This window comes from Mycobacterium europaeum, from assembly GCF_002102155.1.
GTDB lineage: Bacteria > Actinomycetota > Actinomycetes > Mycobacteriales > Mycobacteriaceae > Mycobacterium > Mycobacterium europaeum.
In genome coordinates this window covers 98,791-125,314 of the sequence record NZ_LQOU01000015.1, presented here as the reverse complement: position 1 = coordinate 125,314, position 26,524 = coordinate 98,791, and the positions used below count along the sequence as shown (strand labels likewise).

Here is a 26,524-nt window from a genome sequence, read left to right as displayed (position 1 = left end):
ATCGCCTCACCCTCCCTCAAGAGATTCGCCGGCCGTCCACACCGAAGAAGTGCAGGTGGCCCGGTTCCGGGTGCAGGCGCACCCGGCTGCCCTTCTCCGGCGGCCGGCGCCCGTCGGCGCGCGCGACGACGGGCTGGTCGATGACCTTGCCGGAGCCCGTGATTCGGCCGTAGAGGTAGGCGTCCGCCCCGAGCTCCTCGACCACGTCGACCTCCATCTCGACGCCCTGGCCGCCCAGTTCGAAATGCTCGGGGCGCACTCCGACGACCACCTCGCTCGCGGCGCCGGCGAGCTGCCGCGGAAGCGGGATAAGCCAATCCCCCAGCGACACTGAGGAATCGACGATCGGCAGGGTGAACAGATTCATCGCCGGGGACCCGATGAAGCCCGCGACGAAGACGTTGACCGGGTTGCGGTACAGCTCGCGCGGCGCGGCGAACTGTTGCAGCACGCCGTCGCTCAGGACCGCGACCCGATCGCCCATGGTCATCGCCTCGACCTGGTCGTGGGTGACGTAGACGGTGGTGGTGCCGAGCCGCCGTTGCAGCGCCGCGATCTGATTGCGGGTCTGCACGCGCAGCTTGGCATCGAGATTGGACAGCGGCTCGTCCATCAGGAAGACCTGGGGGCGGCGCACGATCGCGCGTCCCATCGCCACCCGTTGGCGTTGCCCACCGGAAAGCTCCTTGGGCTTGCGGTCCAGATATGGCTGCAGGTCCAGCAGTTTCGCCGCATCCAGGACCCGGTCGCGAATCTCGGCCTTCGGCGTCTTGGCGATCTTGAGGGCGAAGCCCATGTTCTGCGCCACCGTCATGTGCGGGTAGAGCGCATAGTTCTGGAACACCATCGCGACGTCGCGGTCCTTGGGATCGACGGTGGTGACGTCGCGGTCCCCGATCCGGATGCGCCCGGAGTCCAGCGCCTCGAGCCCCGCGACCATTCGCAGCGAGGTGGTCTTGCCGCATCCGGAGGGGCCGACCAGAACGACGAACTCGCCGTCACCGACCTCCAGATCGAGGCGGTCGAGGGCCGGGCGCTCGGCTCCGGCGTAGCGGCGGGTCGCCTGCTCGAAAGTGACGGAGGCCATGGGCTTAACCGTTGAGTCCCGTGACGGCGATGCCCCTGACAAACGAGCGCTGCGCGACCGCATAGATGATCACCAACGGCAACATGATCACCATCGAGGCCGCCATGATGATCGGCCAGCGCGCGACGTACTCGCCCCGCAGCCGTACCAGGCCGAGCGTCAGCGTGGCCAGGCTGTTGCGCTGAAGCATCAGCAGCGGCCACAGGAAGTCGTTCCAGACGTTGACCCAGGTGAGCACCGCCAGAACCATCACCGCGGGACGGGCATGGGGCAGCAGGATTCGCCAGTAGATCTGCCACGGCGAACAGCCGTCGAGTATCGCCGCCTCCTCGAGATCGGTCGGCAGCGTCCGAAAGGACTGACGCATCAGGTACGTGCCGAATGCGCTGCCGAACAAGCCCGGCACGATCATCGACCAGGGGGTGTCGACCCACCCGACCGTCCGCATCAGGATGAACTGCGGGATCACGGTCACGGTCAGCGGCACCATCAAGGTGCCCAGGTAGAGCACGAACAGCGTGTCACGGCCGCGGAACTGCAGCCGGGCGAACGCGTATCCGGCCAACGAGCAGAAGAACACCTGCCCGGCGGTCACGCACCCGGCGTACAGCACGGTGTTGAAAAACATTCGTGCGAAGGGCATCAACGAGAACACCTCGGTGTAGTTGGACCACCTCGGATGCGCCGGCAGCAACCTCGGCTCGGTGACCTCTCCCTCGCCCTTCAACGAGCCGGACACGGCCCAGGCGATCGGGAACAACCAGCACCAGGCGATCCCGATCAGCGCGGCGTAAACGAGCACACCGCGTACGACATGGCGGGTGAACAACCGCTCAGCTGAGGCCACGAGACGTCTCCCAGGACCGTTGCCGGGTGATCCGCAGCTGCACCACGGTCAACACGAGCAGGATGGCGAACATCACCCACGCCAGCGCGGACGCGTACCCGAATTCCAGGAACGAGAACGCGTGCTGAAACAGCATGATGCCCAGGACATACGTGGCGGTTTCCGGACCGCCGTTCGCGCCGTTGAGGACGTACACCATGTCAAAGGCCTGGAACGCGTGGATGATCGAGATGACGCCCACGAATGATATCGACCCGCGGATCAGCGGCACCGTGATGGACACGAACTGCCGGATCTCGCCCGCCCCGTCGATTCGGGCCGCCTCGTAGACGGTCTCGGGAACCCCCTGCATCGCCGCGAGCAGGATGACGGTGGCGAACGGCACGCTGCGCCACACGCTGACGACGCAGAGCGAGGCCATGGCCCATCGTGGGTCGACCAACCACGGGACCGGCCCGATCCCGAGCCAGCCCAGCATGATGTTGAGCAACCCGCTGTCCGTGTTGAACACGAATTGCCACACGACCGCCATGACCACCGACGAGATGGCCAGGGGCAGAAAGACGATGGTGCGGAAGATGCCGATGCCCCGGACCTTGCGGTTCAGCACGCCGGCCACGACGAGGCTGACGACGATGGTGGGCACGACCGTTCCGAGGGTGAAGACGACGGTGTTGCGGATGGCGATCAGGAAGAGCGGATCCGAGGTGAACAGGTCGTGGAAGTTCTTGAGGCCCACAAACTTCGGCGGTCTGAAGATATCCCACCGCTGAAAGCTCATGTAGAGCGAGAATCCCAGCGGAAACAGCATGAACACCGCGACGGCGGCCAGGTTCGGCGCCACGAAGAGGCGGCCGGCCCGGGCGCGCCGCCGCCAGGGGCCCGCGCCGTTGACGGGCTTGCGGGTCGCGCGGCCGGCCGCCGGGCCGGTGTCGACGGAGGTCATGGGTTGCGCAGCACCTCGTTGATGGCGGGCGACAGACCGGCCAGGGATGCCGCGGGCCGCGAGCCACGCAGCACCGGCCCGAAGCTGCGGTCCATCAAGGCGACGATCTTCTCCCACGCCGGAGTGACCGGCAACCCTTCGGAGTACGCCGGCCCTTGGGTGAGCACGGCGAGGTTGCCGACGTTCCGGTGGGCCCTGGCGAATCCGGGCGAATTGAGCGCCGATTGCAGCACCGGCACGAAGAGGCTGGACTCACTGATCAGCGCCTGACCGACGGGCCCGGTCGCGAATTTCACGAACTCCCATGCCTGCTCCTTGCGTGGACTGCTCGAGGAGATGGCCAGTCCGGTGGAGCCGATGTCGGAGTGCGCGGCCTGCCCCTGCCGTCGCGGCCCGACCGGCAACGGCGTGACGTCGAAATCCAGGCCGTCGGCCCGGATGAAGGTCTGGTAGCGCCAGTGGCCGCCCATCGCCATCGCCGCCCGGCCCGCCGCGAACAGGTCGGGCGCGGACATCGACTGCACCTCGGACGCATTGGGCGCGACCCTGTGCCTGTTGGCCAGATCGGCATAGAACTGCACCGCCTCGATGAACGCATCGTCACCGAAATTGAAGTGGGTCGGGTTCTTCAACGGGCTGGACCACGGCACACCATTGTTCATGGCGAACAGCCCGGCCGAGTAGTACGAAACGAACATGTTCACGAACCCCCACTGGGTGGCCCGCCCGGTTCCGCTGCGTTTGGTGAGCGCGGTGGCGGTATTCAGGAACTCGGTGAAATCCCAGGGCCGCTCCCACGAAGTGGGCGGCGGCTGCACCCCGGCCTCGGCGAACAGCCGCTTGTTGTAGAACAAATAGTTTCCGGACCATTGCTCCGGGAGCGCGTACTGGCCTCCGTTGAAGGTGAAGGTGTCAAACAGCGCCCCGATGCCGTCGGACTTCAACTCGGCCGCGAAGGCCTGGTCGCGCGACAGCATCGTGTTGAGGTCGAGCAGCACGCCCCGGGCGGCCAGCTCGGCGTAGCTGAGATCCCACGCCATCAAGACGTCCGGGCACTTGCCGCCGGCGCAGAACGTGGACAACTGCTGCATCACGCCCGGCGCCGAAAGCACCGGGCGAACCTTGATGTCCGGGTGGCGGCGCGCGAACTCGTCGACGATGCGGAGCCTGGCGTCGCGTTCCTCGGGGTTGGCCGCGAAGAAGAACGTCAAGGAGTCGTCCTCGGGGGCGCAGCCGCCGGCCCAGGGCGCCAGCGATGCCGCGGTGAGCGCGCCGGCCCCGCGCAGCAGGCCGCGCCGTCCGAACGGCTTATCGAGCATCGCGCTCCCGTTTTCGCCCCGGTGCCGGCTGCCCTGCCGGCGGTGTCTGATGTCCTTGGTACCCGACACGGCTGTGGTGCTGAGGAATCGGCCGGCTCGGCAGCGCCAGAACGGCCCGGTGAATGCGGTCGCGGTCCCCGATGATGTCGATCGCGTGGATGCGGTCGTCGGCTCCGACGGCGATCAGCAACAGGGCCTGCGCCCGCCCCTGCGGGGCGATCACCACGCCCGGCGCCCCGTCGATGAACATGACCGCACCGGCACGCGCCCGCTGAGCGAACCGGCGGGTCTCCTCCGCGACCTGCGCGGCGCCGCGCACCTGGGTCGGCACGTCCTCGGGAACCAGCGCCCGATCCACCGTGCGGACCACGTCGGGCGCCAGCAGCTCGAGCAAGGCGGCGATGTCACCGCCGCGGGACGCCGCGAGAAACGCTTCGACGATCTCGAGGTGCTTGGCCGCGCGCCCGGGTGGCCCATCCGGCTCCGCCTGCAGCCGCCCACGCGCCCGGCTTGCCAGTTTCTTCGCGGCGTCCGGCGACCGGTTCAGCAGGGTGGCGACCTCTTCGAAGGGCACCGCGAACAGGTCATGCAGCACGAACGCGACGCGCTGCGCCGGCGAGAGCCGATCGAGGACCACGAGCAGCGCGTTGCTCACCGACTCCTTCAACAGCGCGTCCTCGTCCGCGGGCGCCGTTGAGGCCGCGGTCAGCCGATCCAGCTCGTCGGTGGTGATGAGCGGCTGTTCGGCCCGTCTCTTGCGCGCCCGGAGCTGGTCGACGGCCTCGCGCGCGGTCATGGTGGTGAACCAGCCGGTGAGGTTGTCGACCGCGCCGAAATCGGCGCGGCTGGCCTTGAGCCACGCCGACTGAACCGCGTCGTCGGCGTCGGCCGCCGAGCCCAGCAGCTGGAACGCGACGGACCTCAGGTGTCGCCGGTCGGCGTCGAAGCGCCGCGCGAGATCGGCCAGATTCTTATGGGCGCTCATAGGTCACCTTTTCCGCACAGGAGCCGTCAAGAGAATGACCGCGTCCCTCGAGCTCTCTGTTGCAAAGGAGGCCTGCACCATGACCTTATCGATTGTGCGCCGCGGCGCCCGCGGCGACCATCCGGCTCGCCGCCGCAAAACCGGCCGCCCCGCGGAGGTTTGGCGCAGATGAACACCGCCTGCGTCGTGATCACCGTGTTGACCGCCGCCGGCACCGCCGGGATCGCCGTGGCCGACCTCATCCCGGCGGGGTTCGTCCTGGCGAACTCGGCCGAAGTGGGGGTGCCGCGTTCGTGGTTGCCGGCGCTGGGTGCGGTGAAGCTGGCCGGCGCGGTCGGCCTGGTCGTGGGCCTGATGGGGCTGCCCGCCTTGGGAATCGCGGCCGGGGCCGGCCTGGTGCTGTTCTTCGTCGGCGCCGTCGTGACGCACCTGCGGGCAGGCGTGCTCTACAACATCGCGTTCCCCGGGGCATACCTGTGCCTGTCGGTCGCCTCACTGGCGCTGCTGGTGTTGCGTTGACCGGGTTCGCGCTCAGCCGGGAAAATACCGGACCCGGTTGATGGTGGCGCCCCGCCGGCCCATGTCGGCGAACAGCATCCCGCGCCCACGCCGGGAGTCGACCGAGATCGTCACCGTGGGGCCCGCGCTGATCGTCTTGGTCGGACGGGCGCCGTCCAGCTGATCGGCGAGGTCAGCGAGGTCCAGCTGCTCGTGGTCACCCAGAGTTATTGTGGCCCTTGGCGATAGGGCCCGCCCGGCTGCGCCGTGATCGCGCCGCCCGGCGGCGCGCAGGAACTCCTCGGCGAGTTTCTTGCGCCCCGCGCGCACCCGCCGGAACCCCGTCAGGAAGCCGGCCGTGCCGCGCAGCCGCTGATTGCTCAGCAGGCCCCGCGTCAGTCGCAGGGCCGGCGACGCCGCGCGCGATCCGGTCGACAGGAATTGCAGCACCATCGCGGGCAGTTCCCAATAGGCCCGCAGTTCCTCAATCCGCCACCGCCCGTTGATGTCTCGCAGGTCGTAGCGCAAGAAGGCGGGGATGTGCATCGTGACCCCTGAGCCCATCGCCACTTCGAGCTCGAGATCGCGCAGCACCACGGTCTCGAAGACGATGTCGAGGTCGCGGTGAAAGGTGATGTCGCGCGGACCGATGAAGGTGTCGTAGAAGCGGCCGATCTGTTCGTGCCCGACGTGCGGGCGCGATCCGACCGGGTCCTCCACCCGGGCGTCGTCGGTGAACAGCGCCACCCACCCGGCGCGGTCGTGCGCGGCGGCCGCGCGCGGCGAGCGCTCGACGGCGGCGAGCAGCGTCTCCCGATCCGGTGGCGCCGCCATCACGGTCCCCCGACCAGCTCGACGCCGGCGGCCCGCATCGCCTTCAGCGCCTCGGCGGCCGAGTCCGGCGAGACGGCCGCCGTCAGGTTCACCAGCACCCGGGTGGACAGGCCCGCCCGTGCGGCGTCCTCCGCGGTTTCGCGGACGCACTGGTCGGTGGCGATGCCGACCACGTCGACCTCGTCGACCCCCCGCTGCCGCAACCAGTCCAGCAGTGGGGCCCCGTTCTCGTCGACGCCCTCGAAACCGCTGTAGGCCGCGGCGTAGGCGCCCTTGCGGAACACCGCCTCGATCCGGCGGGTGTCCAGGTCGGGCCGCAACTGAGCGCCGGGGCTTCCCGCGATGCAGTGCGGGGGCCACGACGACGAATAATCCGGCCGGTCGGAGAAATGGTCGCCGGGCCGGATGTGAAAGTCCTGGGTTGCTACCACATGCTGATAGCCCGGCTCGCCGGCCAGATAGGCGGTGATAGCGGGTGCGACGGCGGCGCCGCCGGCCACCGGAAGCGAACCGCCCTCGCAGAAATCGTTTTGCACGTCGACGATGATCAACGCCCTCACGGGTTTCACCCTAACGGTGTCGCCCGCCACGGCACTTCAGCTGCGCAGACGCCCGGGGCGGTTTGTCCGCGAACCAGTCGGGTAATCCACCGGCCATGTTGATCCGGAGAATCGCGCGCCCATTGCTGTCAGTGGCATTCATCGGCCAAGGAGTCAATTCCCTGCTCAACCCCAAATCGGCCGCGGCGGCCGCCGCGCCCGCGGTCGACGGTTTGCAGGCGCTGCCGAATTCGGTGAGCGGCAACATTCCGAGCGACCCCGAGACGTTCGCGCAAATCACCGCGGCCGTCCAGATCGGCGGAGGCCTGCTGCTTGCCACCGGCAAGCTGCCCCGCGTCGCCTCGGCCGCGCTCGCCGTCACGGTGCTGCCCGCCAACCTCGGCGCGCACTCGTTCTGGAACGAGAGCGATCCGCAGGCGAAAGCCCAGAAGCGCCAGCAATTTCTCACGGACCTCAGCCTGGTCGGCGGGTTGTTGATCGCGTCCGCCGACACGGCGGGCAAGCCGTCACTCGGATGGCGCGGGCGCCGGGCGGCCGAGCGGCTCTCGGAGCGAGTGTCGTCGGCGCTCCCGGGGTCAGACGACGCCACATTCGACACCGACTTCTCGGAGCTGGGCGAGAAGATCGTGCACAGCCTGCAGATCGGCGCCGAACGGGGCCGTGAATTCGCCAGCACGGCCGCCGAACGGGGCGCGCCCTACGCCGAGGCCGCGCTGGAACGTGGCCGTGAATTCGCCAGCACGGCCGCCGAACGAAGCAAGCCGCTGGCCAAGAAGGCCCGCAAGCGCGGAGAAGAACTCGCCGAAGAGGCCGCAGAGCGGGCCGCGCCGCTGGTGAAGAAGGCGCAGAAGCGCGGAGAAGAACTCGCCGACGACGCCGCCGACTGGGCCGCGCCGCTGGCCAAGAAGGCGCGCAAGCGCAGCGAGAAGGTGGCCAAGAAGGCGCGCAAGCGCGGGGAGGAATTGGCGAGCACGGCGCTGGATCGGGGCGAGGAGTTCGCCGACACCGCCCGCGCGCGTGGCAGCTACCTGGCCGAGACCGCCCGCGCTCGCGGCGGCTACCTGGCGGACACCGCCCGCGAGCGACTCGGTGAGCAGGTCAAGACCGGTCACCGCAAGCTTTCCTCCTGAGCGGATCGCCCGCCGGCTAGGGCGTCCGGCCCGACAGGAACGCGTCGATGATCGCGTCGACGTCCCGGCCGGCGTCGACGGTCACGCCGGACTCGTCGGCGGCGAGCGGCTCGAGCGCGTCGAATTGCGAGCGCAACAGCGCGGCCGGCATGAAGTGACCCGTCCGGGTGGCCAGTCGGCCGCTGATCAGTGCCGGTGAACCCGCGAGGTGGAGGAACTCGACCCGCGGGCAGTGCCCGCGCAACTGGTCGCGGTATTTGCGCTTGAGCGCCGAGCAACTCACCACGCCGCCGCGGCGGTGTGCGGCCAACCACTCGCCGACCCGGTCCAACCACGGAAAGCGGTCATCGTCGTCGAGTGGCTCACCGGCCGCCATCTTGGCGATGTTGGCCCGCGGGTGCAGCGTGTCGGCGTCGACGAAGGGAACCCGCAAGCGTTGCGCGAGTGCTGTTCCCACGGTCGACTTGCCCGAACCCGAGACACCCATCACCACGACGGGCGCGGGTCCGCTCACTCGGTTTCTGCGGGAAGGTTGCGGTTCCACTCCACCCAGCCGACCCCGCGTCGGCCGTCGGCCGTCGCGACCGTGGCCCAGGCCCGCGGAAACTGGCTGACCCGCCCGTCGGTCGCGGTCAGGCGTACCGGCGCGTGCCCGCAGACGTTGATGTCGGCGGTGATGTCGCCGGGCTGCAGGGTCAGCGTGGCGTTCAGCGGTAAGCCGTTGGCGCCGAAGGACTCTCGTGAGTCGACGGTCTGCAGTTCGGTGACGCCGCCGTCCGCGCCCTGCGCGTAGCCGATGCTGAAGGCCGGCGCGCCGGGAATGCGGATGTTCACCCCGTGCAGGTGGGTGCCGTCATCGAGGTGCAGCGCGCTCCAAATCCAGTCCATGCTCCACCAGTCGCGCACACCCCAGGAATGGTCGCGCTGGCCGGGAACCGACTCGACCCGGTAGCCGGTGTCGCCGACGGTGACCGTGCCCGAGACCCGGCAAGGGATCTCATACCGGGTGGTCATGCGGTACTTGTAGGGGACGCCGTCGGTGTCCCACACCAGGTTCATCGTCATCTCGACCGGGGTGCCGGCCTCGCCGCGCAACAACGCCGACGGATCGGGGTAGGCCTGAGCCCGCGCTCGCAGGTCGAGGCGGTAGGCCTGCAGCGGCGCCGTCGCGGCGTGGCCGAGTTCGAAGGAGTCGGTGCCCAATACCCACGGGTCCGCCGGCAGCGGCACCCGCACGTCCACGGCCACGGTCGGCATGTCCGGGCCGCACAGCAGCGCGTGCACCCACGCCGTCTGCTCGTTGGCGATCAGGCCGAGGCGAAACCAGCCACCCAATCCCTGTGCCGCATCGGCGAAGTCGGCGTACCAGCTTTCGCTCCACAGCGGCTCGGCGGTCGGGGCATGCGCGAGTTCGTCGGCCTCCGAAGGCCGCAGGGGTTCGGGCGTCTGCGCGACGGGCAGCGTCGCCAGCGCGTCCGTGTCGAGCACATGATCGCAGTGTCGCTGCAGCATCGTCATGAACATCCGGTCGCCGCGCTCGGTACGTTCCACCAGCATCGAGGACACGATCGCCATCATCACGCCGAAAAAGCTTTGCCGGCGCACGCCTTCGGCCACGTCGGCGAGCGACAGGGGTGCCGATGGCCCCAGCGCCCGGTGGTAGGCGCGCAGAAGCGCGTCGTAGTGCTCCCGGCGATCCTGGGTCGGCAGCGCGCAGCCCAGGAAGTACGACAGGTCGGTCAGGGCCGGACCCCAGGACACCGTCTGCCAATCGACGACCGTCAACGGACGGTCGGCCCCGGCCGTCCCGAACAGCAGGTTGTCCAACCGGTAGTCGCCGTGCATCAGGCCCTGGACGCGGTCGGGTGCCGCCTCCTGGGCCAGGTATCCGTCGAAGGACGCGACCAGGCGTTCGCACACCACGCGGTGCTCCGGCGCGATCTGGTCGCCGTAGCGGTCGACGAACCCGGCGTACAGCGGCGCGATCATCGCCTGGTTGAGCGGTGAATCGCGGTTCAGCCACGGCGCTTCGGCCAGCGCGGTGTCGCCGAGCAGCGGGCCGTGCAGCCGTCCCAGCTCGACGACGCACAGGTGCGCCTGTTCGGCTGTCGCGCCGGCGATTTCGTCCCCCACGACCGCCGGCCCGGCATCACCCAACAGCAGATCGAACGCACCGGTGGAGGTATCGACGGCGGCGTGATAGCACGGCGCTATCGGCCCGCCCAGCCGTGGCGCGATGTCGCCGTAGAACCGCACCTCCCGTTCGTAGAGGCCCAGGGCCAGCCCCGTCTGCCGACTCACCGGGTCGGTGGCCGCCACCTTGAGCACCACGGACTCGGGCCGGTCGGGGCCCGCCGCGCCGTCGGCGTAGTCGAGACGGATGCGGTAGCACTCGCTCATCTGCCCGGTGCCGATGCGCTCCACGGAGAAGTCGGCGACGGGTCCGGCGCCGATCGCCGCGGTCAGCCATTCGGCGGTGAGGTCTCCGGGTCGTTCGATGACTTGTGCGATGTCGGCATGCATGGGGTCAGCGTGCCAGGTCACCGCGCCAGGGAGAAGCCATCCCAGGCAATCCGGCGGTGCGGATGTGGATCGAACTCGACGCGGCTCCTGCGGTCGAAGACCATCACGGCACGGTCGGCGGTGGTGTAGGTGGGCCAGTCGTCGCCCGGCGCACCGGAGTGGCTGAAGGCCCGCCACCGCCGTTGTACCTGGTTACTGACCCGCAGCGCGGCGCGGCGATCGGCGGCGGCGGTCAACAGCGCGCCGAATCGGGTGCGGTAGACGTCGAAGACGGCCAGCAACTCGGTGGCGTGGGTGGCGCCCAGGCCCGACCAGCGCAGCGTGCGCGGCGCGTAGTCGTACCGGTACAGGTAGGTGGGCGCGTGGGCGCTGTGCGCCTCGGCGATCTGCCAGGCCGCCGAGCCGAACGCGAAGTCACCGCCGAGCTGGATGCACGCCGAGGGCGCGGGGTAATCGGGGTAGGCGGCGGTGATGCGTTCGCGAGCAGCCGGTTCCGTGTCGGCCAGCAGCTCCTCGATCATCGCTTGATTGGTCGGCAGCATCTTGAGGAAGCGGGTGAACAGGCGGCCCTCTTCGGCGTTGGTGCCCACGATGAGCGGGACCCGGTGCGCGCTGCCGGCCCGCATCGCCTCGACGGGATCGAGCGGCACGACGTCGTCGCCGGCGACCGGGCCGATCGGGAAGGCGCCGAGCCTGTCCTCCATGCCCTGGTCGATCAGCCGGTGCTGGGCGTCCACCAGTTGCGCCGGGGACGCCTGCATCAGCGCCTCCGCGGCGTCCTGCGGGCGAGCGCCCAGGATCGCGGCGAATCGCGTCGCGAATTCCGCGGCCGTCTCTCGCGACCGAACCATTCCGGAGGCGGGGCTTTCCGCGATGGCGCGGGCGAACAACCCTTCGGCGGCCGGCACCGCCAACAGGGTGGCGGTGATGTGCGCCCCGGCGCTTTCCCCGAAGATCGTGACCTTGTCCGGGTCACCGCCGAACGCGGAGATGTTGTCTTTCACCCAGCGCAGCGCCATCACCAGGTCGCGCAGGAACAGGTTGCCGTCGATGGTGATGTCGGGGGTCGAAAGCGACGACAGGTCCAGGCAACCCAGCGCGCCGAGCCGGTAGTTCACCGATACGTACACACACCCGCGGCGCGCCAGCGCCGCTCCGTCGTACAGCGGCGTGGCCGAGCTGCCCAGTATGTAGCCACCGCCATGAATGAAAACCATGACGGGCAGCGGGTGTTCGGCCGGCGCCTCGGGGGTGACGACGTTCAGCGTGAGGCAGTCCTCCCCCATCGGCTGGTAACGGCCCACCCCGAGCATGGTGTAGCGCCGCTGCTGGGGTGCACAGTTGGCGAAGCCGTGGCAATGCCGCACACCCGACCACGGTTGCGCCGGCTCGGGGGCCCGTAACCGCAGGGGCCCGACCGGTGGCCGCGCGTAGGGAATGGATCGCCAGCGGTGGACACCGTCGCGGGTGAAGCCTTCCACGGTGCCGATCGTCGTGCGTGCGCGCACAGTGCGCTGGTGCATAACCCGACGTTAGCGGACATGACGGGCGTAACGCGCGCGCAGCGCCTTATTTTCACCGCGTGGCGGTTAGCCTGACTGGATGCGGATTGCCGCGCTGCTGGCAGCGTCGTTACTGGTCGCCGGGTGTTCCCACACGGTCGGCGGCCAGGCGCAGCACACTCGGACATCCGGGGGCGCTTCGGCCACTGCCCCCGCAGGCACACCGCCGGCCCCCTCGGCGGCGCCGCAGGCCGGGGCACCGATCTCCGCGGTGATCGCCTGGATCGAGGCGGCCCATCCCGCGGATCCGGGTCACTTTCACAACGCGGTCCGCGACGGCGCCACCACCGCGCTTGGTGACGACATCGCCTTCACGGCGGCGGGGGGCAAAGTCTCCTGCCTGACCGACTCCAAGCACACCGGTGCCGCCCTGCTGTGCCTGGTGAGCCTGACCAATCCGCCGCCGGCCCCGCCGACGTCCTACGGCGACTGGCAGGGCGGCTGGGTGACCTTCGACGGCGTGAACCTCCAGGTCGGTGCGTCGCGCGGAGACCCCGGTCCGTTCATCAACGGCAACGGGCCCGAGCTGGCCGGCGGCGATTCGTTGTCATTCGGCGACGACCGCTGCCGGGCCGATCCGACCGGGCTGTATTGCGTGAACTACGCGCACCAGTCGGCGGCACGATTCAGTCCCGCGGGCATCGAGCCGTTCGGCTGTCTACGGCCGGCGCCCGCCCCGGACGGCGTCGGCACGGCGTTCACCTGCTGAGTGTCCGGTCGGCGATGGCCGCGAACAGCTCAGCCATCTCCTCGCCCGGACCGCGGGGAACCGTGTAGCCGGCCTCGTCGCGGACCTCGTCGAGATGATCACGCACATCCTCGATCGACAGCTCCGGGTCATAGAAGCCCGTTGTCCTGCCGATGAAGAAGCGCGCGACGTGTCCGGCGCCCGCCGTGTAGATCTCTCCGGAGACCGGGCAATCCCGGTGCGTCAGGAAGGCCGCAACTGGCGCGACCCGCGCGGGGTCCAGCCGCTGAAGGTATTGGCCCACAAGATCATCCAGTACCGCCCGCGCAGCGGGGGCATCCTGCTGGCCCACGCTCTCGAGCGAGTGCGTCAGCATCCGCGTGTAGGCGATCGGCGCAATGGCATTGACCTTGATGCCGTGCTCGGCCCCTTCGGCGGCCAGCACGCGGGTCAAACCGATCAAGCCGGTCTTGGCCGCACCGTAGTTGCTCATGCCTTCGGCGCCAAGGATTCCGGCGGCCGAGCAGGTGTTCAGGATGCGACCATACCTCTGCTCGCACATGACTTTCCAGGCTGGCCTGGTGACGTAGAACGCGCCGTTCAGGTGGACCTCGAGGAGGGGTTCCAGCCGATCCGCGGTCATGTCTTCGAACGGCGCGTCGCCGACGATGCCCGCGTTGTTGATCAAGATGTCCACCCGCCCCCAGGTGCGCAGGGCGGTGTCGATAATCGCCGCTGCGCCTTCCGGACTGGTCACGCTGTGACCGTCGGCGACAGCCTCGCCGCCTTGCCGGCGGATCTCGGCCGCGGTGACGCTCGCGGGCTCGATGTCGGCGCCACTTCCAGTCACCGATCCGCCGATGTCGTTGACCACGACCCGCGCGCCACGGGAGGCCAGCAGCAGTGCGTAATGCCTACCCAGGCCGCCGCCCGCGCCGGTGATCACGGCGACCTGCCCGTCGAACCTCATCGCCTTCACCAGGTCACCGGAAGTTCCTTCATGCCGTAGATGTGGGCCTCTTTGAACCTCAATTCCTCCGGCGGCACCGCGAGTTTGAGCCCGGGTAGTCGGCGGGCCAGCGTGGCGAACGCGACCTGCATCTCGACGCGGGCCAGGTTCGCTCCGATGCATTGATGCACGCCGTAACCGAAGCCCAAGTGCCCGCGCGTGTTTCGATCGGCGTCGAAGGATTCGGGGTTGTCGACGAATTCGGCGTCCCAGTTCCCGGCGAGCAGGTTCATCATGACGTACTCCCCGGCGCGAATCAGCTGACCACCGATCATCAGATCTTCGGCCGCCACGCGATCGACCTGGCTGTGCACGATGGTGAGGTAGCGCATGAGCTCTTCGACGGTGTTCGCGATGACCGCCGGGTCGTCCGTCTGCCCGAGTCGCTCGAACACGTCGGGGTGTTCCAGCAGCGCAACCGTTCCCAACGAGATCATGTTGGCGGTGGTCTCGTGGCCCGCCTGCATCATGATCACGCTGTTCATGGCCGTGGTGGTGTGGTCCAGTTGGCCTTTCGCCACGTATTCGGTGAGCAGGTGGCTGATCAAGTCGTCGCCGGGTTCCCGCGCTTTGCGTTCCACCAGCTCCTCGATGTAGGCGTACATGGCCCCGAACGCCTGGCCTTTTTCCTCGTCGGTGGATTTCTGGTCAAGCCCCCTCGTGGTGTTGTGCTGGAAGATTTCGAGGTCTTCGGGCGGCACCCCGAGCAGCAGCGCGATCACCATTGACGGCACGGGTAAGGCGAATTCACGCACCAGATCGGCCGGCGCACCGTTGGCGATCATCTGGCCGAGATAGTGGTCGACCATGTCCTGAATGTGCGGCCGCATCGATTCGCAACGCCGGAAGGTGAAGTTGCTCGTCATCATGCGCCGCAACCGGTGATGCTCGGGATCGTCAATCCGCGCGAACATCACCGCGACCTTGTCGTCGGCATCGGTCGGGAGGATCGAATCCGGAATGGTCTTCGCGGACAAGCGCGGATCGACCAGCGCGGCCCTGATGTCGTGGTAGCGGCTGATCACCCAGACCGGGTTGCCCTGGAACATCGCCCGCCGCAGGCCGGGCTGTTCACGCCACTCCGCGAACGCGGGCGGGGCCGCGAGCGGGCAATGCGTCGGCCGCGGGACGGGCAACACAGGAAGATCCGCTTCAGGGCTCGATTCGGAAGCCTCGAAAGATATTGACATCAGCCATGTTTCCCATTAAGTGTCAGTTACCTGCCAGTTGTAGAGCGTAAAGCTCCCCTTGTTGGCAGTCAACTGTCAGTTAGGCTGTCAGCATGACCGCGGTTGAGGACCGGCCGTTGCGGGCGGACGCGGCACGCAACGTCGAGCGCATTCTGCGCGCGGCACGCGAGGTCTACGGCGAGTTGGGGCCCGATGCGCCGGTGGAGGCGGTCGCGCGGCGGGCCGGCGTCGGTGAGCGAACCCTCTACCGCAGGTTCCCGGCGAAGGCCGACCTGGTTCGGGCCGCCCTGGATCAAAGCATCGCCGAGGACCTCACGCCGGTGATCCACACGGCCCGCCACGCCAAGGATCCGCTGAGCGGCCTCACCCAACTGATCGAAGCAGCGATCTCCCTGGGGGCCCGCGAACACAACCTGTTGACGGCCGCGCACCGGTCGGGGGCGCTTTCGGCCGATATCTCGGTTGCACTCAACGAAGCGCTGGGCGACCTCCTCCGCAGAGGTCAGCTTGCCGGCAGCATCCGCGCCGACCTGGTCACCGATGACCTGCCCCGCCTGGTCGCGATGCTCTATAGCGTGCTGTCGACCATGGATGAGGGCAGCGGCGGTTGGCGACGTTACGTCGCCCTCGTTGTCGATGCGATATCGGTCAACGCACGGCGGCCGCTGCCTCCCGCCGCGGCCCTGCGTTACACCACAGAGCCGAATAGCTGGCCACTGTAGGCGATTCGGCTGGTGGTCATCGCGGCTACTGCTCGCGCCACATCAGGCCCCGCATCGCCGCGGACGGCGGGATGTCTTCCACGCCGATCAGTCCTTGCGGCGCGCGGCACACCCAGTCGATGGCATTGACGGCCCGGGCCGCCGTGGCGATGCAGCCGGCGTCCGTGGAATCCAGCACCGGATGGGAAACGTGGGTGTTGATTTCCACCCGGGGTTCGCCCTCCACGACGACGCGGTGTACGCCGGTGTGCCCCTCGGGCGGGAACTCCCAGTCGGGCGCCGCCGCCTGGGTAAGTCTGGTCACGTGCTCGAGCGTGATCACCGGCTCACCACCGAGCACCCCCTCCGTGGCAAACCGCACCGCGGCCATCTGCCCCGGCTCCACCGTCATCATCGTGCATTCGATGCGCTCCGGCGTGTACCAGGGCTCGACGCGTTGGCGCACGTCGTCGAGTTTGATGCCGAGATGGTCCGCCAGGCCACGGACCTGACCTCCCCACATCGACACGATCACTCCCGGCAGAAACATCATCGGGGAGTCGTCGTCGGCCGTGGTTCCGAATCCCATTGCGGCACCGGTGAACTCGGCATCGTCATAGTTCCCGTAATCGAAGATCTCCTGCACCGTGATCGAATCGATCCGGGCGGTCAGGCTGGCCGCCGAGTGCACCAACGTATCGCCGGAGAAACCGGGGTCGATGCCGTTGACGTAGAGCGAAGTGTTACCGGCCGCACAGGCCTGTGCCAACGGCTCGCGCAACCATTCGTCGGCATGGCGCGGCGTTACCAGCCACACCATCGACGTGCCGACGACATTGGTGCCCGCAGCAAGGAACGCGGCCATCTGTTCAATGGCTTCCGTCGGCCGAGTTTCGCCCTGAGACGTGTAAACCACGCAGTCAGCGGCGAGGGCCACCAGCGCGTCGATGTCGTCGGTGGCAACGACGCCGGTCGGTTCGTCCAGGCCGCACAGCCGCGCCGCGTCCTGACCGACCTTCTCCGGGCTTGCGGCGTGCACGCCGACCAGTTCGAGGTCAGGCCTGCCGATGATGGCCCGCAACGAATGCCGGCCCACATTGCCGGTGGAGAATTGAATGACTCTGCGCACGGTTGCCCTCGTCCTTCCAACGGCGGGTGATGGCCCATCATCGCGCGTCCGGTCGCGGGGCGGGTCAGTAATCGGGTATCGGCAGCGGCGAATTGTTGGAGTCGATGCCGCCGTCGATGTGGAAGGTGGCGTTGGTCGCATAACAATCCCGAGTGCACAGATACACCGCGAGCCGCCCGAGATCCTCGACGTCACCCAGCCGGTGCAGCGGCGTGGCCCCCAGCATCTTCTCCAACGACCCTGGCATCAAATCCAGGCTGCCCTTCAGGCCGTCGGTGGCGAATGACCCCAGGGCGATGGCGTTGACACGAATCTTCGGCGCGAGTTCCTGTGCCATCGCGCGGGTAAGCGCTTCCAGCCCGCCCTTGGCAACGCAATACGCGGCCAGTGCCCGGATGCCGAACCGCGCCGAGCCCGACGAGATGTTGATGATGGAACCGCGCCCCGCACTGAGCATGTGGGGGGCCACCAGCTGACTCATGATGAAGGCCGACGTCACGCACCAGTCGAAGGTGTGCCGGAAATCCTCGTCGGTGATGTCGAGAAACCGCGCGTAGGTCGAGCCCCCGACGTTGTTGACGAGAATGTCGATGCGGCCGAAGCGGTCCATCGCCGTGTTCACGACCCGCTCTCCGTCCGGACGGCTCATCGCGTCCGCGACGAGCGCCAGCCCCTTGCCGCCCGCGGCCTCGATACGCTCGATCGTGCCCACGATATCCGCCTCGGTGCGGGCGGTGCCGACCACCGTGGCTCCGGCCTCCGCCAATACCCGGGCAATGCCTGCGCCGACGCCCTTGCCTGAACCCGTGACGATCGCGACTAGTCCATCCAGCCGGAACTGCTCCAGTGCCATGCCGGGCTCCTTCGATCGTGCGTGGCGGGCGCGGTTCAATTTAAGAATTATGCTGACTAAAGTCAACGATTTCGGGTGACGAGAGTTTTCGGCGATGAGCGTGCCTTCACAAAGACAAGACAATGCAAGCTGTTTTGCCGAGAAGGCGGCATAATGATGGGGCCTAGCGTGCAACGGCTCGCACGAGTCAGGTCAACGATGAGGACGAAATGGCAGTGACGGACCGGCTGTCGGCACGGGAAGCGAAGCGCCTGCAGACGAGAGAGCGCTTAATGGGCGCCGCGATCGCCGAATTCACCCGCGCCGGCATGGCTGAGGCCGACGTCAGCGCCATCGTGGCCGCGGCCGGAGTCGCCCACGGCACCTTCTTCTTCCACTTCCCCACCAAGGAGCACGTGCTGCTGGAGCTGGAACGCCGTGAAGAGGACCGGATCGCCAAGCAGTTCGCCCAATTCCTGAAATCCAAGCACGATCTCGCTTCCGCATTGCGGGAGGCGGTCCGCCTGGTGGTCGGCTTGGAGCGCCGCCTGGGTGATCTGCTCTTCAATGACTTTCTCGCGCTGCACTTCTCCCAAACCCGGCCGCAGTCCGAGGATGGGCGGGATCATCCCTTGATCGTCTTGGTCGCCCAAGAGATCGCGCAGGCTCAAGACCGCGGCGAGACCGATCCGGACGTCAATCCGATGAACAGCGCGGTGTTCTTCCTGCTGGGCCTCTACGCCCTGTTGGTCACCACCAACCATTGGCCCGCCGGTCACACCTTGCTCGAAGACTACGTTGCGAGGACATTGCGCAGCCTGCAGCCCTGACGGACCGTCCCCGGGCTCTGACTGCTGTCAGCAGTTTTTCTCCGGCGAGCCGACGCGTACGGCCGGCTTGTGGGCCGTACTCAGCGTTATGGCGCATGACCACCGCATAAGCACAACGACGTGCAACAGCCGGTCCTCAATGCGGAACGACCAACTCGACATCTTCTGCTGACTGTAGTCAGCCTGCTATAGTGCTCACGCCGATCCAATCAGCGTTGATGACGGGGAGGGGTCCGTGAATCCGCCGAAGCTGCACCAGCGCAATGCGGGCGTTGGCACAGCCGACCGTTCACGCGACGGCGCCGCCGCTGCCGCAACGGGTCTGACGATCGACGAGCACATGGAACGGTCGCATGCGGCGCAGCGTCAGGCCGACAAATGGCTCATCTCCGGCAGCCTCCTGATCGGCACCGCGGCCCTGGGCGTCTTCGGCTTGCCGCTTTTTCTCTGGGGAGTCCGGTTGCTGCGCCGGGCCCTACGAGATGGCCTCTCCGTGCGGCCGATGCTGGTCACGTTGCTGGGCTATCTGGTCATCATCGACGCCGCCATCAATACCGTGGGCTGGGCGCTCGACCTGGTGGCAAACCACACGCTGCTGGCCCGCGTGCTGCTCAACGGCTGGGGCAACATGTTCGACGCCGGTTACTTCTGGCACTACAACGAACTGTGGGTCGGCGGCGCTGCGGGCCCCGGTGAAAAAGCCTGGGAAGTCGGGCTGATCCTGACGGTGTTCACGATGCGCATCGCCGCGGCCATCGGCTTTCTGCAGATGAAGCGGTGGGGCCATCAGTGGATGGTCGTCACCTGCTGGATGGGCGTGGTGATCTGGATCGGCTACGTCTTCAACATGACCATGTTCGCCGACGTCCGCTTCGCCGGGGTCGTGTTGCCAGTGGTCGGCTGGTGGCTCTACGACATCTTCTACATCACCCCCTTCCTGGCCATCCCCTATCTGCACACCGTCAACCGCGAACTCTTCGCCGACTGAAATGCGGGAGAAACTGTTCGCTGCCCCTTCCCGCCAGCCGATGACCGGCCGCCCAGCCGATCACCCCGGCGGAATCTCGTTGTCTCAGAGAGTATGTCGACGCCCTGTTGGGCGGGACAGACCACAAGTCGGATTCGCACAGCACGTGGCCAAGTGCGCGTCATCAAGGAGGGCAAGTCGTGGACTATCTGTGGGAGATCCTTCGCTATGTCGCTGCATGGGGCGGCACCGGGCTGATCATCTGGTTCTGGTATTGGCTGTTCTCCAACATCGGTACGTTCTGAACACCGGGCCGGGCCGCCGGAACGCAGGGGTTCGGTCCGATGGCTGAAGATTCCCGCGCGATGGCGCTGGAGCGGAGTTGCTCCGTCACGGCCGTCGCGCTCAGCGAGCAACGCCGCGAGGGCGCCCGGCTCCTCACCGGCGAGCGCCGGGTCTTCGGGTTGAACTCAGCGCTCACATTCGTCCATGTCCCCTACCCCGCACCGCCCGATTGGACCCGCAGAACCCTGACATGCGGTGTGGCCCTGCAGTGTTCGCCGTCCAAGGAACGCATCACCGAATATCGCCTGAACGAGCTCACCGCCAGGGAATTGCGTGCGTTGACGCTCGTCGAGGCCGGCGTCGCGTTCGGCTGGATAGCGTCCCGGTGGCCGGGTCTACTCCCCGAGCTGCAGCGGCGACTCCCGGAAATCCATCCCGAACCCGGCGATCTGACAGCCGAACAGATGCTCAACCGGGCAGTCGCGGTGGCGGCCACGCAGCGGTCGCTGGCGATTCCTCCCCTGCTGGGCGATCTGCCATCGGCGTACACGATGCCGCAGGGCCTGGCCGACAGGTTGCGACGAAGCTTCGGCAGGATGCCTTGGACGACAACGCAAAAGCGCCTCCCGCGGCCGTACTCGGTTCCCGTCGGCGGCGACGGGGGCATCGCCAACCCCAACCTCCCGCCCGCGAGCCGGCCGCAGGACAACGATCTCGACGTCACGCCCGAACATCGGCCCGGAATCCCGTATCCCGAATGGAACATCTGGACTCAGCGGTTCCTGCGGGACCACGTCGCCGTCATCGAGCGTGCCGACGCCCGGCACCCCCGCCGTCCGGAGCCGGTGCCCGTGGGCGTTGACCTACGCACGTGGTTCCAAGAGCACACCCATCGCGCGGTGACGAACCGCCTCGAGGACGGATCCGACCTCGACGTCGACCAGTACGTGAACCACTACATCGACCTCGCCACGGGCGAGGCCAACGAACCGAGGATGTTCCGCGAGTTGCTCCCCCGCAGCCGCGACGTCACCACGGCGGTGCTGCTCGACGGTAGTTCGTCGCTCGGGGTGCACGGCGGCCGGATCTTTCAACTGGAACTGGCCTGCGCCGACGCACTCTCTCGCGCCATGACGCTCGCGCGCGAACGCCACGGCGTCTTCGTATTCACCGGCAATACCCGTCACCGAGTCGAAGTCCGGTGCCTGAAGGACTTCGAGGACCGCCGGTTCGTGGCTCCCAGCGGGCTCGGACTCTCCACCCGCGGATACACCAGACTCGGTGCACCGCTACGCCATTTGACGAGCCGACTCCTGGCGCAGCCCTCCGAGCGGCGGCTACTGATCGTCATCGGCGACGGCCTGATCTCCGACGAGGGCTATGAAGGCCGGTACGCCTGGGCCGACGCCGCGCACGCCGTCGAGGAGGCCAAGGACGCGGGGGTGTCGATGTACTACGTCGGCGTCGGGCCGACCCGCGTCGATCCCCTTCCCGAGGTGTTCGGGCCTCGACGTTCCCAACGGATCCGACGCGTAGAGGAGCTTCCGCGGGTGTTGGCTCATGTCCATCGTGAACTGGTCGCCGCATGAACGCCGCCGCCGACACCTATTTCGCCAACGGCAACGAAGTCCAGCTGTTCGAGTGGGCCTTCCGCCGGCACATGCCCGTGATGCTCACCGGCCCGACCGGTTGCGGCAAGACCCGTTTCGTCGAGCACATGGGCGTGCTGTTGCAGCGACCGGTCGTCACCGTCAGTTGCCACGACGATCTCACCAGCGCCGACCTCGTCGGCCGCTTCGTGGTGACCGGCGGCGACGTTATCTGGACCGATGGCCCGCTGACCCGGGCTGTCAAGGCCGGGGCCATCTGCTACCTCGACGAAGTCGTCGAAGCTCGCCACGACTCCTTGGCCATCCTGCATTCGCTCACCGATCACCGGCGATCGCTGTACCTGGACCGAGCCGGCGAAGTCGTCGCGGCGCCGGCGGAGTTCATGCTGGTGTGTTCCTACAACCCGGCATATCGCAGCTCGCTCAAGGAGCTCAAACCGTCCTTCCGGCAGCGGTTCGTCACCCTCGCGATGAGGTATCTGCCACCCGACCGCGAGGCCGAAGTGATCGTCGGCGAAGCCGGAATTCCGATCGAGACGGCACGGCGGCTGGTCGACTGCGCCGTGGCGATCCGCACCGCCGACGAAGCCTTTCACTTCGAGCCGCCGTCGACCAGGGTGTTGGTCGCGGCCGCGCATTTGATCGCCGCCGGCGCAACCGAATTGGATGCGGCCGACGCCTGCATACTCGCGCCATTGAGCACCGACGGCGCGGTCACCGATGGTCTACGTGAGGTCGCGGCGGCCGGCCTCGCCACCACGAACACCCCTCACGCACGGCTCTAGGAAGGGAACCCGGCATGGACCAACAGGAAAAGAAGCGCAAACGGGCGCTCATCGTCTTCCAGATATTCATCTACGGCTACTTGCTGGTGATGTTCGGCGTCCAGCTGTACATGTCGTTCGCCCGAGGGTGGTGGGATCTATGAATCCCGTTGCCGCGCAGGCGGCCGGCCCGGTCAGCCTCGAGGATCACCACGACGAGTCCCGCCGGGCACAGCGCCGCGCCGACAAATGGATGATCGTCGGCGCCGCGCTGATGGGCATGTGGGCGCCGGGGCTGATCGGATTTCCCGTCTTCATGCGCGGGGTCTGGCTGCAGCGCCAAGCCCTGCGCGCCGGCCTCTCGGTCCGGCCCATGATCGTCACCCTGATCGGCTATCTGGTGCTGATCGACGGCATGCTCAACAGCCTGGGCTGGGCCCTGGACCTGGTCGCCAACCACACGCTGATCAACCGGGTGCTGATGGTCGGCTGGGGCAACATGTTTGATGCCGGCTACTTCTGGCATTACAACGAGCTGTGGGTCGGCGGCGCGGCGGGGCCCGGCGAAAAGGCTTACGTGGCGGGGCTGATCCTCACGGTGTTCTCGATGCGGGTGGCCGCCGCGATCGGATTCTTGCAGATGAAGCGGTGGGGCCATCAGTGGATGGTCGTCACCTGCTGGATGGGCGTGGTGATCTGGTCCGCCTACGTCTTCAACATGACCATGTTCGCCGACGTCCGCTACGCCAGGGTGGTGTTTCCGGTCGTCGGCTGGTGGCTCTACGACATCTTCTACATCACCCCCTTCCTGGCGATCCCGTACCTGCACACGGTTAACCGCGAAATCTTCTCCGACTGAACAGGTTTAAGGAGTAATGCTATGACCGCATCCGCGCCTACCGAGGGAAAAGACCCGGCCGCGGCCCTCGAGCCGGGGACCACGCCGTACTACGCGCGCATGCACAAATGGATCAAGCGTGCCGTTTTGGTGTGCCTGGTGGCGTTGGTCATCGAAGGCGCCTTCACGTTGCCGTTCATGGCCGTGTATTACGGCTACCCCACCCTGAGCCTCACCGAAATCTGCAGCGAGCTGCTGAAGATTCGCTACTCCAACGACACGCTGGAGTGCAAGTACCCGTACCCGCCGTTCGGACCGCCGGAGGGCGCCGAGGGCAAGGCCACCGCGCAAGACGTGTGGGGCATCCAGCCGATACCGAAGTATCACCGGCTCGGATTCCGCGAACTGGTCAGGATCCACAACGAGCGGCTCGCTCGCCAGGCGGTCCAACAGCACGCTTCCCCGCACCCCTGAGTGATCGACTGACATTTCAGGCCCGTTGCCATCCCGGGTGTGACGTTGGGCCCTATCCCCCGGAGCCCAGGTCGTTTTCGCTGGCTTGGTGAGGGACAGGAGGGGCCATGGGAACGGTCGAGATGATCGCTCTGGGGGTTGCGGGCGTGGTGGTGGCGTCGGTCTTGTGCGTGATCGCGGTGAGCATCGCGGTGGGGTGGGTACGACGGCGACCGCTGAACGGCCGCACCGGCGAGCGCCGGCGCGGTGTGTGACGGCGGTCATCCGGCCGGACCGGTAGGGCGGTCGGTGCAGTGAGCGTGACGGGATCCGCGCCGCCGCGGCTGGGCTTGACCTCGGAGCAGGCTGCCGCGCGATTGCACGCGGAGGGTCCGAACCGGCTGCCCGCACCGCGCAGAATGCCGGCTTGGCGACGGCTGCTCGCCGAGATGGTGCACTTTTTCGCGCTGTTGTTCTGGGTGGCCGGCGGCCTGGCATTCATCGCGGGGATGCCGCAACTGGGTCTGGCGGTTTTCGTCGTGATCGTGCTCAACGGGCTGTTCGCGTTCGCTCAGGAACAACGTGCCGAGCACGCGTCGGAACGGTTGGGTGAGCTCCTGCCACGGCGCGCCACCGTCATCCGCGACGGGGTGCGCCGGCTGATACCGGCCGAAGACTTGGTGATCGGTGATGTGGTGCTGCTCGCCGAGGGCGATCGCATCTCGGCGGACCTACGTCTGGGCGTTGTGCACGCGCTGGCGGTGGACACCTCGGCGCTGACCGGAGAGAGTGTGCCCGAGCATCCGGGGGTCGGTGAGAGCGTGGCTGCGGGCTGTTTCGTGGTCGAAGGAGAAGGCCGGGCCACGGTCGAGGCGACCGGCCGGGACACCAGGCTGGCGGGGATCGCCCGCCTGACCCAGGCGCAGCGGCCCGCGCCGACCCCGCTGCGCAAAGAACTCGACCGGGTGTCACGCCTCATCGCTGCCGTCGCGGTCGCCGTGGGAGCGGTCTTCTTCGGCGTCGCGCTACTGCTCGGCATGCCGCCCTCCGCCGGGTTTCTGTTCGCGGTCGGAGTCACGGTGGCCGTGGTGCCGGAAGGTCTGCTGCCCACCGTCACCCTGTCGCTGGCAATGGGGGCGCAGCGCATGGCCGGCCGGCACGCGCTGGTGCGAAACCTGGAAGCCGTGGAGACGCTGGGCTCAACAACGTTCATCTGCACCGACAAGACGGGCACCCTGACCCGCAACGAGATGTCGGTCGTCGAGGTGTGGATGCCAGACGGGACCGCCACCATCGACGGCAACGGCTACGAACCGACGGCCACGGTGCACTGCACGGGCAGCGAGGCCGCTCTCCGGGATCTGGCCCGCGTCGCCGTGCGCTGCTCGTCTGGGCGCGTGAGCGAAAAGGACGGTCGCTGGGTAGCGCACGGGGACCCGATGGAGGCGGCGCTGGATGCTTTCGCACGCCGCGTCGGCATCAGCGCCGACGACGACGCTCACCGGACCCCGGACGTGGCGAGGTTTCCGTTCGACACCCGTCGCCGCCGCATGTCGGTGGTCGCCGGGAACATGGTGTTCGTCAAAGGTGCTCCTGACGCAGTCTTTCCGCGCTGCACCGTTCCGCCCGAATCAACCGACACCCTGCGGGCGCTGGCTCGCCGCGGCCTGCGCGTGCTGGCGGTCGCCGCGCGCGAGCTCACCGGCGAAACGCCCGAATCCGACTCCGACGCGGAGCGGGACCTCACTTTGCTGGGGCTGATCGCGCTGGAAGACCCGCCGCGCCAGGGCGCGGCCGCCGCATTGGCCGCCTGCCGTCGCGCCGGCATCCGGGTGGCCATGGTGACCGGCGATCATCCCGACACCGCGCGGGCCATCGCCGTCGAAGTGGGCCTCCTGGGTCCGGACCAGTTCGTGGCGACGGGACACGATCTGCCCAGCGACGATGCGGAGCTGGGTGCGCTGCTCGACAACGACGGGGTCGTCGTCGCCCGGGTCACGCCCGAAGACAAGCTACGGATCGCCCAAGCGTTGCGTCACCGCGGCCATGTCGTGGCGATGACCGGCGACGGCGTCAACGACGCCCCGGCGCTGCGCGAGGCCGCGATCGGCGTGGCAATGGGCCGTTCCGGCACCGACGTGGCCCGCGAGGCCGCCGACTTGGTGCTGCTCGACGACGACTTCGGCACCATCGTCGCCGCGGTCGAACAGGGCCGAGCCACCTTCGCCAACCTGCGCCGATTCCTCACCTACCACCTCACCGACAACGTGGCCGAGCTCGCCCCGTTCGTCGTCTGGGCCCTCAGCGCGGGGGTATTCCCCCTCGCGATCGGGGTGCTGCAGGTCCTGGCTCTCGACATCGGCACCGATGTCCTGCCGGCCTTGGCCCTGGGCGCCGAGCCGGCCGGCGCGCACGTTCTCGATCGGCCCCCGACGCGCCGGCACCTGCTCGACCGCACCCTGTTCGGGCGCGCGTTCGGGGTGCTGGGCCCCGCCGAGGCCGCCGCGGAACTGGTCGCCTTCGTCGTCGCGATGCTCGCCCTCGGCTGGCGTCCGGGCGCGCCCTTCCCGCATGGTTCGGCGTTGCTGGCCGCCTCGGGCGCCGCGTTCACCGCCGTGGTATTCGGGCAGGTGGCCAACGCCTTCGCGTGTCGCAGCACCACGCGGCCAGTGTGGGCACTCCGCCGGCGGGCCAACCGGCTGCTGTTGGTCGCCGTCGGGGCCGAGGTCGGCATGCTGGTGGCGTTCCTTTACCTGCCGCCCCTGGCCCACCTTCTCGGCCAGACCGGCCCGTCGTGGATCGGCCTGCTGGCCGCGCTCCTCGCCATACCGGCGGTCCTGGGTGCTGACACCCTGCAGAAGCGTTTCCGACGGATTCGGCCCGCCCGGACAGGCCGATGAGAGTAATGGCGTTCATACGAAAACCACTTGTGCTGTG

27 protein-coding genes are annotated in these 26,524 nt (G+C 67.9%); 13 read left to right on the top strand and 14 right to left on the bottom strand.

All coding sequences use genetic code 11. The features are described from left to right. Positions 1–16: 16 nt before the first annotated feature. The 5 genes from AWC03_RS07515 to AWC03_RS07495 are packed head-to-tail and all read right to left on the bottom strand — an operon-like array spanning position 17 to position 5,184. Complete coding sequence (locus AWC03_RS07515) at positions 17–1,087, bottom strand: ABC transporter ATP-binding protein (RefSeq protein ID WP_085239887.1); 1,071 nt, start codon at positions 1,085–1,087, stop codon at positions 17–19. 4 nt (positions 1,088–1,091) lie between these two features. Next, complete coding sequence (locus AWC03_RS07510) at positions 1,092–1,934, bottom strand: carbohydrate ABC transporter permease (protein WP_085239886.1); 843 nt, start codon at positions 1,932–1,934, stop codon at positions 1,092–1,094. After that, positions 1,921–2,880, bottom strand: a complete 960-nt coding sequence (locus AWC03_RS07505; RefSeq protein ID WP_085239885.1) for a carbohydrate ABC transporter permease — start codon at positions 2,878–2,880, stop codon at positions 1,921–1,923. The genes AWC03_RS07510 and AWC03_RS07505 overlap by 14 nt, the downstream gene beginning before the upstream one ends. Continuing rightward, on the bottom strand, positions 2,877–4,199 hold the full coding sequence (locus tag AWC03_RS07500; RefSeq protein ID WP_085239884.1) for an ABC transporter substrate-binding protein: 1,323 nt from the start codon (positions 4,197–4,199) through the stop codon (positions 2,877–2,879). The genes AWC03_RS07505 and AWC03_RS07500 overlap by 4 nt, the downstream gene beginning before the upstream one ends. Continuing rightward, on the bottom strand, positions 4,189–5,184 hold the full coding sequence (locus AWC03_RS07495; protein ID WP_085239883.1) for a sigma-70 family RNA polymerase sigma factor: 996 nt from the start codon (positions 5,182–5,184) through the stop codon (positions 4,189–4,191). Before AWC03_RS07495 ends, AWC03_RS07500 begins: the two co-directional genes overlap by 11 nt. Before the next feature lie 168 nt (positions 5,185–5,352). Between AWC03_RS07495 and AWC03_RS07490 the strand changes: the two genes are divergently transcribed. Next, positions 5,353–5,703, top strand: a complete 351-nt coding sequence (locus AWC03_RS07490; RefSeq protein WP_085239882.1) for a DoxX family protein — start codon at positions 5,353–5,355, stop codon at positions 5,701–5,703. Positions 5,704–5,715: 12 nt separating this feature from the next. Here the strand turns inward: AWC03_RS07490 and AWC03_RS07485 are convergent, their stop codons facing one another. Continuing rightward, a complete protein-coding gene (locus tag AWC03_RS07485) occupies positions 5,716–6,516 on the bottom strand; it encodes a ketosteroid isomerase family protein (protein ID WP_085239881.1) in 801 nt (266 codons plus the stop codon). Then, positions 6,516–7,076 (bottom strand): pyrazinamidase PncA, encoded by a 561-nt coding sequence (gene pncA, locus AWC03_RS07480; RefSeq protein WP_085239880.1) that lies wholly within the window; start codon positions 7,074–7,076, stop codon positions 6,516–6,518. Before pncA ends, AWC03_RS07485 begins: the two co-directional genes overlap by 1 nt. Positions 7,077–7,171: 95 nt before the next feature. Between pncA and AWC03_RS07475 the strand changes: the two genes are divergently transcribed. Continuing rightward, positions 7,172–8,206: a DoxX family protein gene (locus AWC03_RS07475; protein ID WP_085239879.1), complete on the top strand. Its 1,035-nt coding sequence runs from the start codon at positions 7,172–7,174 to the stop codon at positions 8,204–8,206. Between the two features lie 16 nt (positions 8,207–8,222). Here AWC03_RS07475 and AWC03_RS07470 read toward each other — a convergent pair whose 3' ends face one another. Genes AWC03_RS07470 through AWC03_RS07460 form a run of 3 tightly spaced genes read right to left on the bottom strand, consistent with a single transcriptional unit; the run spans position 8,223 to position 12,252 of the window. Further along, positions 8,223–8,720 carry a gluconokinase gene (locus AWC03_RS07470; protein WP_085239878.1) on the bottom strand — a complete coding sequence of 166 codons (498 nt, stop codon included), beginning with the start codon at positions 8,718–8,720 and terminating at the stop codon, positions 8,223–8,225. Beyond that, on the bottom strand, positions 8,717–10,729 hold the full coding sequence (locus AWC03_RS07465; protein ID WP_085239877.1) for a DUF7064 domain-containing protein: 2,013 nt from the start codon (positions 10,727–10,729) through the stop codon (positions 8,717–8,719). Before AWC03_RS07465 ends, AWC03_RS07470 begins: the two co-directional genes overlap by 4 nt. Positions 10,730–10,746: 17 nt before the next feature. Further along, positions 10,747–12,252: a carboxylesterase/lipase family protein gene (locus AWC03_RS07460; protein ID WP_085239876.1), complete on the bottom strand. Its 1,506-nt coding sequence runs from the start codon at positions 12,250–12,252 to the stop codon at positions 10,747–10,749. Positions 12,253–12,331: 79 nt separating this feature from the next. Between AWC03_RS07460 and AWC03_RS07455 the strand changes: the two genes are divergently transcribed. Next, a complete protein-coding gene (locus AWC03_RS07455; protein WP_085239875.1) occupies positions 12,332–13,000 on the top strand; it encodes a hypothetical protein in 669 nt (222 codons plus the stop codon). Here AWC03_RS07455 and AWC03_RS07450 read toward each other — a convergent pair. Further along, a complete protein-coding gene (locus AWC03_RS07450) occupies positions 12,990–13,949 on the bottom strand; it encodes an SDR family NAD(P)-dependent oxidoreductase (RefSeq protein WP_085239971.1) in 960 nt (319 codons plus the stop codon). The two genes, AWC03_RS07455 and AWC03_RS07450, sit on opposite strands and share 11 nt — an antisense overlap. Before the next feature lie 5 nt (positions 13,950–13,954). Then, positions 13,955–15,178: a cytochrome P450 gene (locus tag AWC03_RS07445; protein WP_085239874.1), complete on the bottom strand. Its 1,224-nt coding sequence runs from the start codon at positions 15,176–15,178 to the stop codon at positions 13,955–13,957. A 92-nt stretch (positions 15,179–15,270) separates the two neighbouring features. Here AWC03_RS07445 and AWC03_RS07440 point away from each other — a divergent pair, with 92 nt between their 5' ends. Beyond that, the gene (locus AWC03_RS07440) at positions 15,271–15,900 is read left to right on the top strand and encodes a TetR/AcrR family transcriptional regulator (RefSeq protein WP_085239873.1); all 630 of its coding nucleotides are present in this window, start codon (positions 15,271–15,273) and stop codon (positions 15,898–15,900) included. 25 nt (positions 15,901–15,925) lie between these two features. On the opposite strand, the gene AWC03_RS07435 is transcribed toward AWC03_RS07440, so the two are convergent. Further along, a complete protein-coding gene (locus tag AWC03_RS07435; protein WP_085239872.1) occupies positions 15,926–17,008 on the bottom strand; it encodes an NAD(P)H-dependent amine dehydrogenase family protein in 1,083 nt (360 codons plus the stop codon). 64 nt (positions 17,009–17,072) lie between these two features. Beyond that, the gene (locus AWC03_RS07430; protein ID WP_085239871.1) at positions 17,073–17,861 is read right to left on the bottom strand and encodes an SDR family NAD(P)-dependent oxidoreductase; all 789 of its coding nucleotides are present in this window, start codon (positions 17,859–17,861) and stop codon (positions 17,073–17,075) included. Positions 17,862–18,070: 209 nt separating this feature from the next. Between AWC03_RS07430 and AWC03_RS07425 the strand changes: the two genes are divergently transcribed. From AWC03_RS07425 to AWC03_RS07395, 9 genes are all read left to right on the top strand, one after another. Continuing rightward, positions 18,071–18,670, top strand: a complete 600-nt coding sequence (locus AWC03_RS07425; RefSeq protein WP_085239870.1) for a TetR/AcrR family transcriptional regulator — start codon at positions 18,071–18,073, stop codon at positions 18,668–18,670. Positions 18,671–19,010: 340 nt separating this feature from the next. Then, positions 19,011–19,658: a hypothetical protein gene (locus AWC03_RS07420; protein WP_211279216.1), complete on the top strand. Its 648-nt coding sequence runs from the start codon at positions 19,011–19,013 to the stop codon at positions 19,656–19,658. A 323-nt stretch (positions 19,659–19,981) separates the two neighbouring features. Next, the gene (locus AWC03_RS07415) at positions 19,982–21,511 is read left to right on the top strand and encodes a nitric oxide reductase activation protein NorD (protein ID WP_085239869.1); all 1,530 of its coding nucleotides are present in this window, start codon (positions 19,982–19,984) and stop codon (positions 21,509–21,511) included. Next, positions 21,508–22,317, top strand: a complete 810-nt coding sequence (locus AWC03_RS07410) for a CbbQ/NirQ/NorQ/GpvN family protein (RefSeq protein WP_085239868.1) — start codon at positions 21,508–21,510, stop codon at positions 22,315–22,317. The genes AWC03_RS07415 and AWC03_RS07410 overlap by 4 nt, the downstream gene beginning before the upstream one ends. A gap of 14 nt (positions 22,318–22,331) precedes the next feature. Beyond that, positions 22,332–22,460: a hypothetical protein gene (locus tag AWC03_RS28095; protein WP_276327164.1), complete on the top strand. Its 129-nt coding sequence runs from the start codon at positions 22,332–22,334 to the stop codon at positions 22,458–22,460. Continuing rightward, on the top strand, positions 22,457–23,155 hold the full coding sequence (locus AWC03_RS07405; protein ID WP_085239867.1) for a hypothetical protein: 699 nt from the start codon (positions 22,457–22,459) through the stop codon (positions 23,153–23,155). Before AWC03_RS28095 ends, AWC03_RS07405 begins: the two co-directional genes overlap by 4 nt. 21 nt (positions 23,156–23,176) lie before the next feature. Next, complete coding sequence (locus AWC03_RS07400) at positions 23,177–23,608, top strand: hypothetical protein (RefSeq protein ID WP_085239866.1); 432 nt, start codon at positions 23,177–23,179, stop codon at positions 23,606–23,608. A 107-nt stretch (positions 23,609–23,715) separates the two neighbouring features. Further along, complete coding sequence (locus AWC03_RS27245; RefSeq protein WP_158089952.1) at positions 23,716–23,862, top strand: hypothetical protein; 147 nt, start codon at positions 23,716–23,718, stop codon at positions 23,860–23,862. Positions 23,863–23,901: 39 nt separating this feature from the next. Next, the gene (locus AWC03_RS07395; protein ID WP_085239865.1) at positions 23,902–26,487 is read left to right on the top strand and encodes a cation-translocating P-type ATPase; all 2,586 of its coding nucleotides are present in this window, start codon (positions 23,902–23,904) and stop codon (positions 26,485–26,487) included. Positions 26,488–26,524 lie beyond the last annotated feature (37 nt).